Source organism: Mycolicibacterium arabiense, from assembly GCF_010731815.2.
GTDB classification, from domain to species: Bacteria; Actinomycetota; Actinomycetes; order Mycobacteriales; family Mycobacteriaceae; genus Mycobacterium; species Mycobacterium arabiense.
Window position 1 is genome coordinate 1,847,551 of sequence record NZ_AP022593.1, and the last position, 13,567, is coordinate 1,861,117.

The 13,567-nt window shown below is 68.6% G+C and carries 15 protein-coding genes; 7 read left to right on the forward strand and 8 right to left on the reverse strand.

The annotated features are described in order from the left end of the window. Positions 1–17: 17 nt before the first annotated feature. Genes G6N61_RS10570 through mbtN form a run of 3 tightly spaced genes read left to right on the forward strand, consistent with a single transcriptional unit; the run spans position 18 to position 3,006 of the window. On the forward strand, positions 18–287 hold the full coding sequence (locus G6N61_RS10570; RefSeq protein ID WP_163918480.1) for a mycobactin biosynthesis acyl carrier protein MbtL: 270 nt from the start codon (positions 18–20) through the stop codon (positions 285–287). After that, positions 284–1,861, forward strand: coding sequence for a long-chain-fatty acid--ACP ligase MbtM (mbtM, locus tag G6N61_RS10575; RefSeq protein ID WP_163918481.1), 1,578 nt, complete (start codon positions 284–286; stop codon positions 1,859–1,861). The genes G6N61_RS10570 and mbtM overlap by 4 nt, the downstream gene beginning before the upstream one ends. Beyond that, on the forward strand, positions 1,858–3,006 hold the full coding sequence (gene mbtN, locus G6N61_RS10580; RefSeq protein ID WP_163918482.1) for a mycobactin biosynthesis acyl-ACP dehydrogenase MbtN: 1,149 nt from the start codon (positions 1,858–1,860) through the stop codon (positions 3,004–3,006). The genes mbtM and mbtN overlap by 4 nt, the downstream gene beginning before the upstream one ends. A gap of 10 nt (positions 3,007–3,016) precedes the next feature. Here the strand turns inward: mbtN and G6N61_RS10585 are convergent, their stop codons facing one another. Beyond that, positions 3,017–3,640 carry a GNAT family N-acetyltransferase gene (locus G6N61_RS10585; protein WP_163918483.1) on the reverse strand — a complete coding sequence of 208 codons (624 nt, stop codon included), beginning with the start codon at positions 3,638–3,640 and terminating at the stop codon, positions 3,017–3,019. A gap of 14 nt (positions 3,641–3,654) precedes the next feature. Continuing rightward, positions 3,655–5,340 (reverse strand): alpha-glucosidase, encoded by a 1,686-nt coding sequence (locus G6N61_RS10590; protein WP_198339332.1) that lies wholly within the window; start codon positions 5,338–5,340, stop codon positions 3,655–3,657. 109 nt (positions 5,341–5,449) lie between these two features. On the opposite strand from G6N61_RS10590, the gene G6N61_RS10595 reads away from it, so the two are divergent. Next, the gene (locus G6N61_RS10595) at positions 5,450–6,286 is read left to right on the forward strand and encodes an NmrA family NAD(P)-binding protein (protein ID WP_163918484.1); all 837 of its coding nucleotides are present in this window, start codon (positions 5,450–5,452) and stop codon (positions 6,284–6,286) included. On the opposite strand, the gene G6N61_RS10600 is transcribed toward G6N61_RS10595, so the two are convergent. Further along, the gene (locus G6N61_RS10600) at positions 6,283–6,708 is read right to left on the reverse strand and encodes a hypothetical protein (protein ID WP_407666427.1); all 426 of its coding nucleotides are present in this window, start codon (positions 6,706–6,708) and stop codon (positions 6,283–6,285) included. The two genes, G6N61_RS10595 and G6N61_RS10600, sit on opposite strands and share 4 nt — an antisense overlap. Before the next feature lie 52 nt (positions 6,709–6,760). Here G6N61_RS10600 and G6N61_RS10605 point away from each other — a divergent pair, with 52 nt between their 5' ends. Further along, positions 6,761–6,943, forward strand: coding sequence for a hypothetical protein (locus G6N61_RS10605; RefSeq protein ID WP_163918485.1), 183 nt, complete (start codon positions 6,761–6,763; stop codon positions 6,941–6,943). 20 nt (positions 6,944–6,963) lie between these two features. Here G6N61_RS10605 and G6N61_RS10610 read toward each other — a convergent pair whose 3' ends face one another. Beyond that, on the reverse strand, positions 6,964–7,557 hold the full coding sequence (locus G6N61_RS10610; RefSeq protein ID WP_163918486.1) for a TetR/AcrR family transcriptional regulator: 594 nt from the start codon (positions 7,555–7,557) through the stop codon (positions 6,964–6,966). Between the two features lie 56 nt (positions 7,558–7,613). Beyond that, entirely contained in the window at positions 7,614–8,702 is a 1,089-nt protein-coding gene (locus G6N61_RS10615) for a DmpA family aminopeptidase (RefSeq protein ID WP_163918487.1), read from the reverse strand. 127 nt (positions 8,703–8,829) lie between these two features. Here G6N61_RS10615 and G6N61_RS10620 point away from each other — a divergent pair, with 127 nt between their 5' ends. Further along, a complete protein-coding gene (locus tag G6N61_RS10620; RefSeq protein ID WP_235887481.1) occupies positions 8,830–9,441 on the forward strand; it encodes a TetR/AcrR family transcriptional regulator in 612 nt (203 codons plus the stop codon). Here G6N61_RS10620 and nagA read toward each other — a convergent pair whose 3' ends face one another. From nagA to G6N61_RS10635, 3 genes are read right to left on the reverse strand one after another with little or no spacing between them, the layout of a single operon-like run. Continuing rightward, on the reverse strand, positions 9,442–10,590 hold the full coding sequence (nagA, locus tag G6N61_RS10625) for an N-acetylglucosamine-6-phosphate deacetylase (protein ID WP_163918489.1): 1,149 nt from the start codon (positions 10,588–10,590) through the stop codon (positions 9,442–9,444). Further along, positions 10,591–11,376: a glucosamine-6-phosphate deaminase gene (gene nagB, locus G6N61_RS10630; RefSeq protein ID WP_163918490.1), complete on the reverse strand. Its 786-nt coding sequence runs from the start codon at positions 11,374–11,376 to the stop codon at positions 10,591–10,593. Beyond that, on the reverse strand, positions 11,377–11,847 hold the full coding sequence (locus G6N61_RS10635; RefSeq protein WP_163918491.1) for a PTS sugar transporter subunit IIA: 471 nt from the start codon (positions 11,845–11,847) through the stop codon (positions 11,377–11,379). A 140-nt stretch (positions 11,848–11,987) separates the two neighbouring features. Here G6N61_RS10635 and G6N61_RS10640 point away from each other — a divergent pair, with 140 nt between their 5' ends. Continuing rightward, positions 11,988–13,565, forward strand: coding sequence for a PTS transporter subunit EIIC (locus G6N61_RS10640; RefSeq protein ID WP_163918492.1), 1,578 nt, complete (start codon positions 11,988–11,990; stop codon positions 13,563–13,565). Positions 13,566–13,567 lie beyond the last annotated feature (2 nt).

The window sequence follows — 13,567 nt, forward strand, 5'->3', positions numbered from 1 at the left end:
GTGTACTGTCCCCGGCCATGGAGAACTCGACTTCGGACTCGGTCAACGCTGCCCTCAGCGAGATCCTGCGCGACGACATGAACGTCGACATCAGCCGGGTCACACGCGATTCGCGCCTCATCGACGACGTCGGCCTGGACTCGGTCGCGTTCGCAGTCGGCATGGTGGCGATCGAGGACAAGCTCGGCGTCGCGCTGACCGAAGAGGACCTGCTGAGCTGCGACACCGTCGGCGAACTCGAAGACGCCATCCTGGCCAAGACGCCTGCGGCGCCCAGCAACTCGTGAACGTCCTCGCGTCCGCACTGTCGGAGGCGATGACGAGGTCGCCGAACGCGCTGCACGTCCTGGACGCCGACAGCGGCGAGTGGCAGCGCCATCCGTGGGACGAGGTGCACACCCGCGCCCAGAACGTCGCCGAGCGCATCGACGGCGCCACCGCGGTCGGCCTCGTCGGCGAGCCCAGCGTCGAGTTCCTCGCCGCCATTCCCGGCACGTTCCTCGCAGGCGCGGCGCTGTCGATTCTGCCGGGACCCATTCGCGGTGCCGATCTCGACCAGTGGGCCCAGGCCACCCTGACCCGGTTCCGCTCCATCGGCGTCACCACCGTGTTCAGCCACGGCACGCAGCTCGAGCGGCTGCGTGGTCGCGACGACGCCGTCGCGCTGCACGACGTGACCGAGGTGGCGCACGACCGCCGGTCCACCACGTTCACGGCGTCGTCCGACGGCGAGATCGCGATCCTGCAGGGGACGGCAGGATCCACCGGAACGCCCAAGGCAGCGCGCATCTCCCCCGCCGCGGCGCTCGCGAACTATCGCGGTCTCGTCGACCGCGTAGTCGTCGACCACAACAGCCGTGCCCACAGCTGGCTGCCGATCTACCACGACATGGGCCTGGCCTTCATGCTCACCTCGGCCCTCGGCGGCGCCGATCTCTGGCAGGCACCCACGACGTCGTTCGCGGGCAACCCGTTCGGGTGGCTCAAGTGGCTCACCGAGAGTCGCGCCACCATGACCGCGGCGCCCAACATGGCCTACAACATCGTCGGCAAGTACGCGCGCATCGTCGGCGACGACGTGGACCTGAGCAACCTCGGCTTCGCACTCAACGGCGGCGAGCCGGTCGACTGCTCGGGCACCGAGCGGTTCGCGACCGAGATGGCCCGCTTCGGCTTCGACCCGACTGCCCTCGCGCCCTCCTACGGTCTGGCCGAATCCACCTGTGCCGTCACCGTTCCCATTCCGTTCTCCGGCCTCGCGGTCGACGAGCCCACCGTCGCGACCGACGCCGGTGAGTCGACCCGGCGGTTCGCCGTGCTCGGCGACGCGATCCCGGGCATGGAGGTCCGGATCAACACCGACGCGCAGCGGGGCACCGAGGTCATCGGCCGCGAGGTGGGCGACGTCGAGGTCCGCGGTACGTCACTGATGAGCGGATACGTCGACGACGAACCCATCGACCGCGACGCCTGGCTGCCGACGGGCGACATCGGCTACTTCGTCGACGGCGGACTCGTCGTCTGCGGCCGGGCAAAGGAACTCATCACCGTCGCCGGCCGCAACGTCTTCCCCACCGAGATCGAACGCATCGCCGGGCAGGTCGACGGCGTGCGCGAAGGCGCGGTCGTCGCGGTGGGCACCGGTGAGTCGTCCGCACGCCCCGGCCTGGTGATCGCCGCGGAGTTCAAGGGTGCCGACGAACCCGCCGCGCGCAGTGAGCTGGTCGCGCGCATCGCGTCCGAGTGCGGGGTGGTACCCGCCGACGTCGTGTTCATGAAGCCCGGAGCACTGCCCAGAACCTCGTCGGGCAAGCTGCGCCGGCTGGAAGTCAAGCGAAACCTGGAGGGCGCGAACCCATGACGCCGAGCGAGAGTTACACCGAACTGCTCGACCGCGTCTTCGACGACCGAGTGACCAAGTGGACCGCCGAGGCCGAGGACACCGAGCGCTTCCCACGCGAACTCATCGAATACCTCTGTGAGAGCGGCGTGTTCGCGGCGAAGTGGCCCGCCGGGCAGCAGCAATCCGACGTGGCCAAGGTCATTGCGCTGGCGAGGAAGCTGGGCCAGCTGGGATCGGCGGGCATCGGAGTCGGTGTGGGCCTGCATGACTCGGCGATCGCGATCCTGCGCCGCTTCGGCAAGTCCGACTACCTCAAGGACATCGCCGAGCAGGCCATCCGCGGCGAGGCCGTGCTGTGCATCGGTGCCTCCGAGCAATCCGGCGGATCCGACCTGCAGATCGTCGGCACGGAGGTCCGCACCGAGGGCGACGGGTTCCGCGTCACCGGCATCAAGAAGTACGTGTCACTGTCCCCCATCGCCGACCACATCATGGCCGTGGCCCGCAGCGTCGACCACGACCCGAACAGCAAGCACGGCAGCGTCGTCGTCATCGCCGTCCCACTGGCGCAGTGCGAGGTGCAGACGCCCTACCGCAAGGTCGGCGCCGGACCGCTCGACACCGCCGCCGTGCACATCGACACGTGGGTGCCCGCCGACGCACTCGTCGCCCGTGCTGGCATCGGACTGGCCGCGATCTCGTGGGGCCTCGCTCAGGAGCGGATGTCGGTGGCCGGGCTGGTGTCGTCGTCGGCCCAGCGCGTCCTCGGGATCACGTTGGCGCGCATGATGACTCGCCGCCAGTTCGGCCAAACCCTCTACGATCACCAGGCACTCCGGCTGCGGATGGCCGACCTGCAGGCGCGCGTGGACATGCTGCGCTACGCGCTCGACGGCATCGCCGCGACCAACAAGCTGGATTTGCGCACCGCAGCCGCGATGAAGGTCAACGCCGCCCGCCTCGGCGAAGAGGTGGTCAACGAGTGCATGCACGTCTTCGGCGGCTCGGGCTACCTGGTCGACGAGACACCGCTCGGAAGATGGTGGCGTGACATGAAGTTGGCGCGCGTGGGCGGCGGTACCGACGAGGTGCTGTGGGAGCTGGTAGCGGCGGCGATGAAGCCCGACTACGACGGCTACGCGGAGTTCAACCAGCTGCCCTAGACACCCAGGGTCACTTGGGCACGTCCTCCGGGGTGCGCGGCAGCGCATAGAGCGCCATCCGGCGATTCGCCATGTCGTGCTCGCCGAGGAACGCGCAACCCGCCCACTCGCAGACCGCCCGCGCGCCGGTGTTGCGATGGTCGGGATCGAACATGATGCGGCGGCACTGGGGTTCGAGTTCGAACAGGCTGGCCATCACCCGCGGCAGCAGGATCGGGGCGATGCCCTTGTTCACGAAGCGCAGGTCCGCGATCGCCGCGTGCACCCCCAGGTCGTGCGGATCCGACGCATACCGCGGAGCAATCGAATCCCTTGCGGCGCGGTATATCTCGAGGTAGGCGATCTCCTTGCCCTTGAAGCTGGCGATGAACGGCCGCGAGTAGTCGCCGGCCAGTTGCGCACCGAGGTAACCGCGCCACCAGCCCGGTGGGTGGGGGTATTCCCACGCCTCGACGAGGTGTGGCCGGTTCATCCACTCGGAGATCATCTCGGCGTCGGCGCGGGCATCGACGAGGCGGAAGTGGTACGGCTCGGCCAGCACCGGTGTCGGTGGCGCGGGAACGGCGCGCACCTCGTCGGTGATGGACGTCAGCTCGCGCGGGAGGACCGGCAACGCTTCATCGATCTCAGTCATCTCGACCGCAGAGCCTACCGGACCTGGTTAGGGTAGCTTTGCCTACCTTTGACGTAGATTCGCGCATCCCAACCGCCCAGGTGGAGGCCCGTCGACTCGATTGCGGCCGGGGTGCCCGCGAGGTTGCCGAGCACCAGTTCGGCCGTCAGCCATTCCGGGCCCACGTCCACCGTCCGGCGATCCCGTCCGCAGTTGGCGACCACCAGCAGCGCGGTCCCGGCCGTGCGCCTGACGTAGGCCCAGATCTGCGGGTCCTCCTCCCACAGCGGCGTCAAGTCACCGTCGACAAGAACCGGCAGCTCGTGGCGGAGCCGGATCAGTGCCCGATAGTGGGCGAACACCGAGTCGCCATCGTCGACCTGCGCCGCGGCGTTCAGCCAGGAGTGGTTGGGATTCACCGCGAGCCAGGGCTCCCCGGTCGTGAAGCCGGCATTGGGGCCCGGTTCCCACTGCATCGGCGTGCGTGCGTTGTCCCGGCTGAAGTGCGCCAGACCGGCCAGTGCAGCGGCCGCATCGCCGCCGCCGTCGAGCACGCCCCGGTGATAGTTCACGGCTTCCAGGTCGACGAAGTCCTGCGCCGACCGAAACGGGAAGTTCGTCATCCCCAGTTCCTCGCCCTGATAGACGAACGGCGTGCCGCGCATACCGTGCAAAACGGTGCCGAGAGCCTTCGCCGAAGCCGCCCAGTACTCCGGCGAGTCGTCGCCGAACCGGGACACCACGCGAGGTTGGTCGTGGTTGTTCCAGTACAGGCTGTTCCATCCGGCGTCGGCCAGCGCCGCCTGCCATCGGTGCAGGGACTTCTTCAGTGCGACGAGGTCGAGGCCCGCGAAGACGTACTTGTCGTTCGGCGCCTGTTCGATCGACATGTGCTCGAACTGGAACACCATGTCGAGTTCGCCGCGAGCGGGGTCGGTGTAGAGCCGGGCCTGCTCGGTCGTCACACCGGGCATCTCGCCGACGGTGATGAATTCGGCGTCCCTGCTGCCGAACACCTCGCGGCGCATCTCCGCGAGATAGTCGTGTACGCGCGGCCCGTCGGCGAATCGATCGAGGGCGCTGACGAACCGCTGCCCGGGGACCGGGCGGGCGTCGGGCAGCCCGTCGACCTTCGAGATGAAGTTGATGACGTCCATGCGAAAGCCGTCGACGCCGCGGTCGAGCCACCACGACATGGTGTCGTGAACGGCCTTTCGTACCTCGGGGTTCTCCCAGTTGAGGTCTGGTTGTCTCCGGTCGAACAGGTGCAGGTAGTACTGGCCGGTGGTGTCGTCCCACGTCCACGCCGAGCCCGAGAAGAACGAGGCCCAGTTGTTCGGCTCGGCGCCCTCCCGGGCGTCGCGCCAGACGTACCAGTCGCGCTTGGGGTGCTCGCGCGACGACCGCGACTCGACGAACCACGGGTGCTCGTCGGAGGTGTGGTTGACGACGAGGTCCATCACCAGCTTCATCCCGAGTCGGTGCACCTCGGTGAGGAGTTCGTCGAACTGCGCCAAGGTGCCGAACAAGGGATCGATGTCGCGGTAATCGCTGATGTCGTAACCGTTGTCGACCTGCGGCGAGCGGTAGACCGGCGACAGCCAGATCACGTCGACCCCGAGCGCGTGGATATGGCCGAGCCGCTGCGCGATGCCGCCGAGGTCGCCGATGCCGTCGCCGTCGGAGTCGGCGAAGCTCCGCGGATAGATCTGATAGACCACGGCGGTACGCCACCACGGTGCATCCGAGGGCTGGTCATCGCTGAAGATGGCACAACCCTACTCGGGTAGCGTGTCACGTCTTGCTTGCACCAACGTGGAGGCCTTGATCATGAACGACCCGTACGTCGTGTTGGGAGCAACCGGTGGCCAGGGTGGCGCCGTGCTCGACGCGCTGCTCGACGACGGGCGGTCCGTGCGGGCCGTGGTGCGCTCGGCGTCCTCGGCGCGGTCGCGATCGTTGCAGGACCGCGGGGCCGAACTCGCCGAGGCCGACATCAGTGATGCCCACGCCCTCGCCGCGGCGATGCGCGACTCGGCCGGCGTCTTCGCGATGACCACGCCGTTCGAGGACGGCGAGGAGGCCGAACTGGCCCAGGGCCGCGCCGTCGTGGCTGCCGCCGGAATCGCCGCCGTACCGCATCTGGTCTTCTCGTCGGTCGCCAGCGCAGACCGCGGCACCGGCATTCCGCACTTCGAGACGAAGGCCGCGACCGAGCGTCTGCTCGCCGACTCCGGAGTGCCGTACACCATCGTCGGCCCGACGTACTTCTACGACAACCTCCTTGGGGGCATCGACGACGTGAAGGCCGGTCGCCTGGACCTCGCCGTGGGACTGGACACTCCGCTGCAGCAGCTGTCCAGACGCGACCTCGGCCGCTTCGTGGTGCACGTGTTCGAGAACGCCGCAACGCATTTGGGCGTGCGCATCGACGTCGCGTCCGATGCGCCGACACCGCGGCAGATGGCGGCCGTCCTGTCCGCGACGTGGGACCGCGAGGTGGTGCCGCACTCCCACGACCCGGCCGAGATCGAGTCGCCGGACATGCGCGCGATGTTCGGCTTCCTCTCCACGACCGGCTACAGCGCCGACATTCCCCCCTTGCACGAGCGCTACCCCGACATCGGATGGCAGTCCTTCGAGCAGTGGGTGCGGGAGTCGGGCTAGCTCCCGAGCAGGAGGACGCCGCTGACGATGAGCGCCACCACCTTGAGCACCTCGAACGCTATGTAGGCGTAGTGCGCGACGGACCTCGCCCGCTCCTCGCCCTCGAGCACCGCCGCCGTCCGCCGCGACAGCATCGGCCGGATCAGCACGGTCTGCACCACCAGCGACCCCACCGCCACCGTCACCGCGGCGTCGATGCTCGTCGAGGTGTCGTGGGTGAACAGGGTGACCGCGATGACGACCGCGAGCAGGAGTTCGCACACGTTGAGCGCGCGGAACACCAACCGGCCGATCCCCAGCCCCAACTGCAGCGTCACGCCCGGCGCGCGGAACTTCAGCGGCGCCTCGAGAAACGATATGGCCAGCACCATGCCCAGCCATACGAACACGGCACCGATGCCCACCCGCGAGCTGACGTCCACGGCGGCAGCCTATTACAGCGGGTGACGCGTGAGGGTGTGCGATCGTGGGGACATGTCCGCAGACCGGGACCGAGTGGCCGAACTCCAGCGCTGGGTGGACGCGGGCGCCACCTGGCAGGTGGTCGCCCGCACCCGGCACGGCGTGACGGTCGCGCTGCTGCGATGCGACGGCGGCGAGGAGGTCGACCGGTTCACCTCCGACGATCCCCGGCTGATCGCGTTCGTCGGCGGCTAGTGTCCCGGTCGTCGTGGCCGTTAGGCCGACGCTCGGCCGACCGCATCGTCGAGGAGGGTCGCAACGGCCTTCCTGGCGTACGTCCAGGGAGCGGGATCGTTGAGCGACGTCGACATCGCGGCCGCGCCCTCGAACAGGATTGCCAGCTGGTGGCCAACCAGTTTGGGGTTGGCAGCACCAGCCTGCCGTGCCAGGTCGGTCATGGCATCGATGAAACCGCGCTTGTGTGCCTCGACGATCTCGTGCACCTCCGGCATGCCGTCGGCGGCCTCGACGGCGGCATTGTGGAAGGGGCACCCACGCATCAGCCCTCCTGCTGACGGCGTCTCGAACGACGCCAAGATGCGCGACCTGGGACTGCGCCTCCGCGCCTTCTCGCTGGGATGCGCCGGATCGCCGATGGTTCGCCGAACGTGGCGTAGATACTCTTCGACCACGGCCGTCTTGCTCGGGAAGTGTTGGTACAGCGTGCGCTTCGATACCGACGCTTCCGCCGCCAGCCGTTCCACGCCGGTGGCGTTGATGCCCTCCTGGTAGAAGAGTTTGACGGCGGCGTCGATGATCCGTTGCCGGGCGCCCCGACCCCCGCGCGCCGGCCCGGCTTGGGTTGTCATGCCCGAAGTATACCGTTTGGTTTACCAGGTCACTATCGTCGGATGAAAGACCCGCCCTAGTTCGCGAAAGCGTGCCGCAGCGGGTCGTGCGGCAACGCGTGCACCGTCATCCCGTTGCGCCCGGTGAGCGTGGTGGCGGCGACCATGGCGTTGACGATCGCCTCCTCCGTGGCCTCGATGGTCAGATCGAACAACCGCGTCATCAGTTGCGGCGCAACCATTCGCAGCGGGATCTCGGGTGTCCCGGCATCGACGTCCTCGTCCCACGCGTAGGCCGGGATGCCGCGGTTGCCCGTGGCGAACGCCAGCATCAGGTCACCGCTGTACTGCTCGCCCCTGCCGCCGACGTTCGCCACCCCGAGTGCGGCGCGTTGCGCGAGCCGGGCGCACTGGTGCGGCAGGAGCGGGGCGTCGGTCGCGACGATCACGATGATGGATCCCGAACCGCGTTCGTAGCGCGGCGGGACGCCGGGCAGCGGAACCTGGTCCGGTCCGATCACCTCGCCGACGGGCACGCCGTTGATCCGCAGGTGCTCCCGCCGCCCGTGGTTAGCCTGCACCAGCACGCCGACGGTGTACTCACCGGCCGTGGTGCGGGTGACCCGAGAGGCGGTACCGATGCCGCCCTTGAACTCGTGGCAGATCATCCCCGTGCCGCCGCCGACGCCGCCTTCGGCCACCGCCCCGTCGCTCGCGGCGGCCAGCGCCTCGCGGACGTGTTCGGCGCGGACGTGGTGGCCGTTGATGTCGTTGAGCAGGCCGTCGTAGGTCTCGCCCACCACGGGCAGCGACCAGTACACGCCGTCGCCGCGCGCTTCGATCTGGGCATCGACGAGCGCATCTCGGACCACGCCGACGCTGTGGGTGTTGGTCAGCCCGATCGCCGTCGTCAACTCGCCCGACTCCCGGATCCACTCGAGGCCGGTCAACTCCCCGCTGCCGTTGAGCCGGTGTGCGCCGGCGAACACCGGCTCACCCCAGATGCCCGGATGGGGTACGACGACCGTCACCCCGGTGTGGACGGCGGGTGGCCCGTCGGCGTGCAGGGTGACGTGCCCGACGCGCACGCCGCTGACGTCGGTGATGGCGTTGTGCGGTCCGGTCGGGTGTGTTCCGACCACCACGCCGAGGTCTCGTGCGCGCATGGCAGCTCCGGTTTCAGAGTTCTTTTCCTATCGCGAAAATAATGCGGGTCCGGCCGGTGTACCGCAACGGAACGCCGAAAGTCGGGTTCGCCCTCGCCACCCGATCCCCCGCGTGGATCATGGACCCGTGGCCCGACCCAACCGGCAAGCCGAGCGCCGCGAGGAGATTCTCGCGGCTGCAGTCGGGCTGATCGAACGCCATGATCTGGCCACCCTGCGCATCGCCGACATCGCCGCTGAACTCGGCCTGACGGCGAACGCGGTGCGCTACTACTACCGCGACATGGACCACCTGCTGTCGGAGTTGGCGCTGCGATCCGACGTACGGTTCTACGACGATCGCCTGGCGATCGCCCGCAGTGCCGACGACGTCCGCCAGCGCCTGGCCCTCACCATCGCAGCGGGCCTGCCGTCCGGTCCCGAGGACGCCGAGTGGCGCGCGATCTGGCGAGCCGTGCTGGCTGCGGGCTTCGAACTCGACGAGCGCCGCGACGTGCAGGGCATCTATCACCGTCAGGTCGGTCTGTACGCCCAGATCCTCACCGAAGGCGTCGACGCCGGATGCTTCCGGCTCCCGACACCCGCCCGCGACGTCGCGATGACGCTGATGTCGATGGAGGACTACCTGGGCTACCGCATCGTGGCGCGTGATCCCGAGATGGACCGGGCCACCGCGCTCCGCCTGATGCGCGACTATGCCCAGTTGGCCACGGGCGCCAGGCTTCCCGCGACCCTCTGACTACCTGGGGTGCGGCTCGACGGCCCAAACGCCGCGGCGGAGCACGCCCCCGACGTCGAGTTGGGCACCGAGCACGACGAGGTCGGCAGGCGCCCCCGGAACGAGACCCGATGCGGGGAGGCCAAGTGCGCGAGCGGGATTGATCGACGCTTGCCGCACCGCGGACAGCAGCGCGTCGTCGCGGTCCAACCCGCCGTGGGCGACGGCGTACCGGAACACGACGTCCATGGTGGCGGTACTGCCTGCGATGGTGTCGGTGCCTGCCACCCGTGCCACTCCCTCGACGACGTCGACCGCCAGCGGCCCCAGGTGATAGACCCCGTCGGCCATCCCGGTGGCGGCCATGGCATCGGTGATCAGCGAGACCCGCTCGGGACCGGCAGCCCGCGTGACGTGCCGGTAGATCGCCGGGTCGACGTGCACGCCGTCGGTGATCAGTTCCACCGTCACACGGGGGTCGTCGAGCAGGGCGATCACCGGGCCCGGCTCGCGACGGTCGATCGGACGCATGGCGTTGAACAGATGCGTGCCGACGCGCGCACCCGCCTCGATCGCCGCGCGGGTCTGGTCGAAGCTGGCCTCGGTGTGTCCTACCGCCGCAACGACTCTCGCGTCCGTCAGCTGGCGGATCGCTGCGATCGCGCCCTCGCGCTCCGGTGCGATCGTCACCATGCGGACCGCTCCCCCAGCCGCTTCCAGGATGCGGTCGATCTCGGCCGGGTCGGGGTCGCGCATCAACGACGGCTGATGCGCGCCGCAGCGTCGGGTCGACAGCCACGGCCCCTCGAGGTGGATGCCGTCGAGGTGGCCGGCCCGCACGTCGAGCGCGAGTGCCCCAACTTGGCGCAGCAGGTCCCCCGGCGCCGCCGTGACCAGTGATGCGACCAGCGTGGTGGTCCCGTAACCGCGGTGCAGTGCCACGGCCTTGGCCGTCTCGTCGGGCGCCGCTGCGGAGAAGTCAGCGCCACCCCCGCCGTGGACGTGGGTGTCGACGAATCCCGGCACGACGGTGGCGTCGCCGAGGTCGCGGTCCGGCGCACGATCCGGCGCGCCCTCACCGACACCGACGACGGAACCTTCCGAGACCTCGATCCACCCGGGCCGTAACAGGTTCGAGCCCGTGACGACGGTGCCTGCGGTGAGCAGCACTCAGATGCCCTGCCAATCCGGTTTGGACAGGTAGGTCTCGCGGTAGTAGTCGATGAGCTGCAGCCGCCGGGCGGCAGCGTCGTCGAGCAGCACCGTCACGTGCGGGTGGTGCTGCAGGATCGTCGCCGGCCACATCGCACTGACCGCGCCCTCCACCAGTTGGTGCACGGCTTCGGCCTTGCCGCGGCCCGTCGCCACCATGACGACGTGCCGGGCCTCCATGATCGTCGCCAATCCCTGGGTCAGGCAGTGCGTCGGCACGGCGTCGACGTCGTCGCCGAAGAACCGGGCGTTGTCGATGCGGGTCTGCCGGGTCAGCGTCTTGATCCTGGTGCGCGAGGCCAGCGACGAGCCGGGTTCGTTGAATGCGATGTGGCCGTCGGTGCCGATCCCGAGGATCTGCAGGTCGACCCCGCCCGCGTTGCGGATCGCCGCCTCGTACGCTGCGCACGCAACGGGTATGTCGGCCGCCAGGCCGTCCGGGCTCTGCACGGCGTCCGGACCGAAGTCGACGCGGGAGACGAACACCTCGTCGATGACCGTGCGGTAGCGCTCGGGGTGGTCTGCGGGCAGACCGACGTACTCGTCGAGGGTGAAGCCCTGGGCATGGGCGAACGAGACGTCCCCGGCCTCGCAGCGCGTCGCCAGTTCGTCGTAGATCGCGAGCGGCGACGACCCGGTGGCCAAGCCGAGCACCGCCGTGGGCTTGCGGTGCAGCAGCGCCCCGATCGCGTCCGATGCGAGCGAGGCGATATCACCGGCGTCGGCCAGGATGACGACCTCCATCTACCGGTGCGCCGTGAACAACGCTGCACCAGAAGCGATGTCGGCCCCCTCGAAGACGGATTCGGTTGGCACCACGTTGGCCGCCTCGCGTTCGTCCATCACGACGACCGGCACGATCGGGTTCAGCCCCTTCGCGACCACCGCCGGCACGTCGTAGGTGATGATCAACTGCCCGGCGGTGACGTCGTCGCCCTGGCTGACGTGTGCGGTGAACCCCTCGCCCTCGAGTGCGACGGTGTCCAGACCGAGGTGCACGAGCACGCCCACGTTGTCGGGGGTCAGGACGACGAAGGCATGCGGCATCAGCTTGAGCAGCTTGCCGCTGACCGGCGCGACCGCCTCGACCACCTCGCGGGGCGGGTCGATCGCCGCGCCGTAGCCCACCATGCCCTGACTGAAGACGGGGTCCGGCACGTCCTGTAACGCAACGGCACGTCCGGTGACCGGCGCGAGAACTGGCGTGGTGCTCACAGTGATGGCTCCTTCGTCTTCGATTGACTCAACAATACGAGCGCGCGCGCAAGAGGGTCTCGCGTTCATGGGTTCTCGTCTAAGCTTCCGCATGGCTTCACCCCAGCGGGTGACGTATGCGGCGCGGGAGGAGCACGACCATGGGTGAAGCGACGAAAACCCCGAAGGCACAGTCGAAGTCCGGGCTCAGGATACCGGGCTTCGCCCAGCTGCAGCGGCTGGGCAAGAGCCTGATGCTGCCGATCGCGGTGCTGCCGGCCGCGGGCATCCTGCTCCGCCTGGGACAACCGGACCTGCTCGGCCGCATCGACGCCCCGGTCATCGGCCCCTTCTTCCTTGCGATGAGCGCGGCCGGGGACGCGCTGTTCGCCAACCTGCCACTGCTGTTCGCCGTCGGCGTCGCGATCGGATTCGCGAAGAAGGCCGACGGATCCACGGCGCTGGCAGCCGTGGTCGGCTACGTCGTCGTCGAGGCGGTCTTCAAGACCATGTCGCCGATCGTCCTGGCCGGCGAACTGGACAAGGCCGGTGACCAGGCGCAGATCAACTACAGCGTATTCGCGGGCATCGTGGTCGGATTGCTCACGGCGTGGCTGTTCGACCGCTATCACACCATCGAATTGCCCTCGTACCTCGGCTTCTTCGGTGGACGACGGTTCGTGCCCATCGTCGTCTCCCTGGCCTGCCTCTTCCTCGCGTTCGCGATGAGCTACTTCTACCCGATCTTCGACGCCGGTCTGACGAGCCTTGGCCAGTTCATCGGCGGCGCCGGAGCGCTGGGCGCCTTCGTCTACGGCTTCGCCAACCGCATGTTGATTCCGCTGGGCCTGCACCACATTCCGAACTCCTACGTGTGGTTCATCTACGGCGACTACCAGACCCCGGACGGCAACGTCGTCACGGGAGAATTGACCCGGTTCGCTGCCGGCGACACCACGGCCGGTCTGCTCACGTCGGGCTTCTTCCCCATCCTGATGTTCGGTTTGCCGGCAGCCGCTCTGGCAATGATCCACGTGGCCAACAAGAAGCAGCGCAAGGTCGCGGTCGGCATCCTGTCGGCCGCCGGCCTGACCGCATTCGTCACCGGCATCACCGAACCGCTCGAGTTCGCCTTCATGTTCGTCGCGTTCCCGCTCTACGTGGTCCACGCCGTGCTGACCGGCCTCTCGCTGGCCATCGCGTACCTCCTCGACATCCACCTCGGCTTCTCGTTCTCGGCCGGTCTCATCGACCTCCTGCTCTACGGCACGGCGCCTGCGGCCAAGAACATCCCACTGCTCATCGGCATGGGCGTGGTGTTCTTCGCCATCTACTACCTGCTCTTCCGGTTCGCGATCACGAAGTGGAACATGCGCACCCCGGGCCGCGAGCCCGAGGAGGAGTTCGAGGCCGAGGAGCGTGCCAACCTGGGCGAGGGCACCGACGCCCCCACCACCGTCGCCACCGGCACCGGTACTGGTACGGCGACCGCCACGGAGACCGCCGTCGAGAGCAAGGCCGAGCAGGTGATCTCGGCGTTCGGCGGCCGGGACAACCTGGTCAACGTCGACGCCTGCATCACGCGGCTGCGCATGGAGGTCGTCGATAAGGGCAAAGTCGATCAGGTGCGGCTGAAGACCCTGGGCGCGGCGGGCGTCGTCGAGGTCGGCAACAGCGTTCAAGCCGTGTTCGGCACCCAGGCCGAGGCGCTGAAGAACGACATCACCGAGATCCTCTGAGC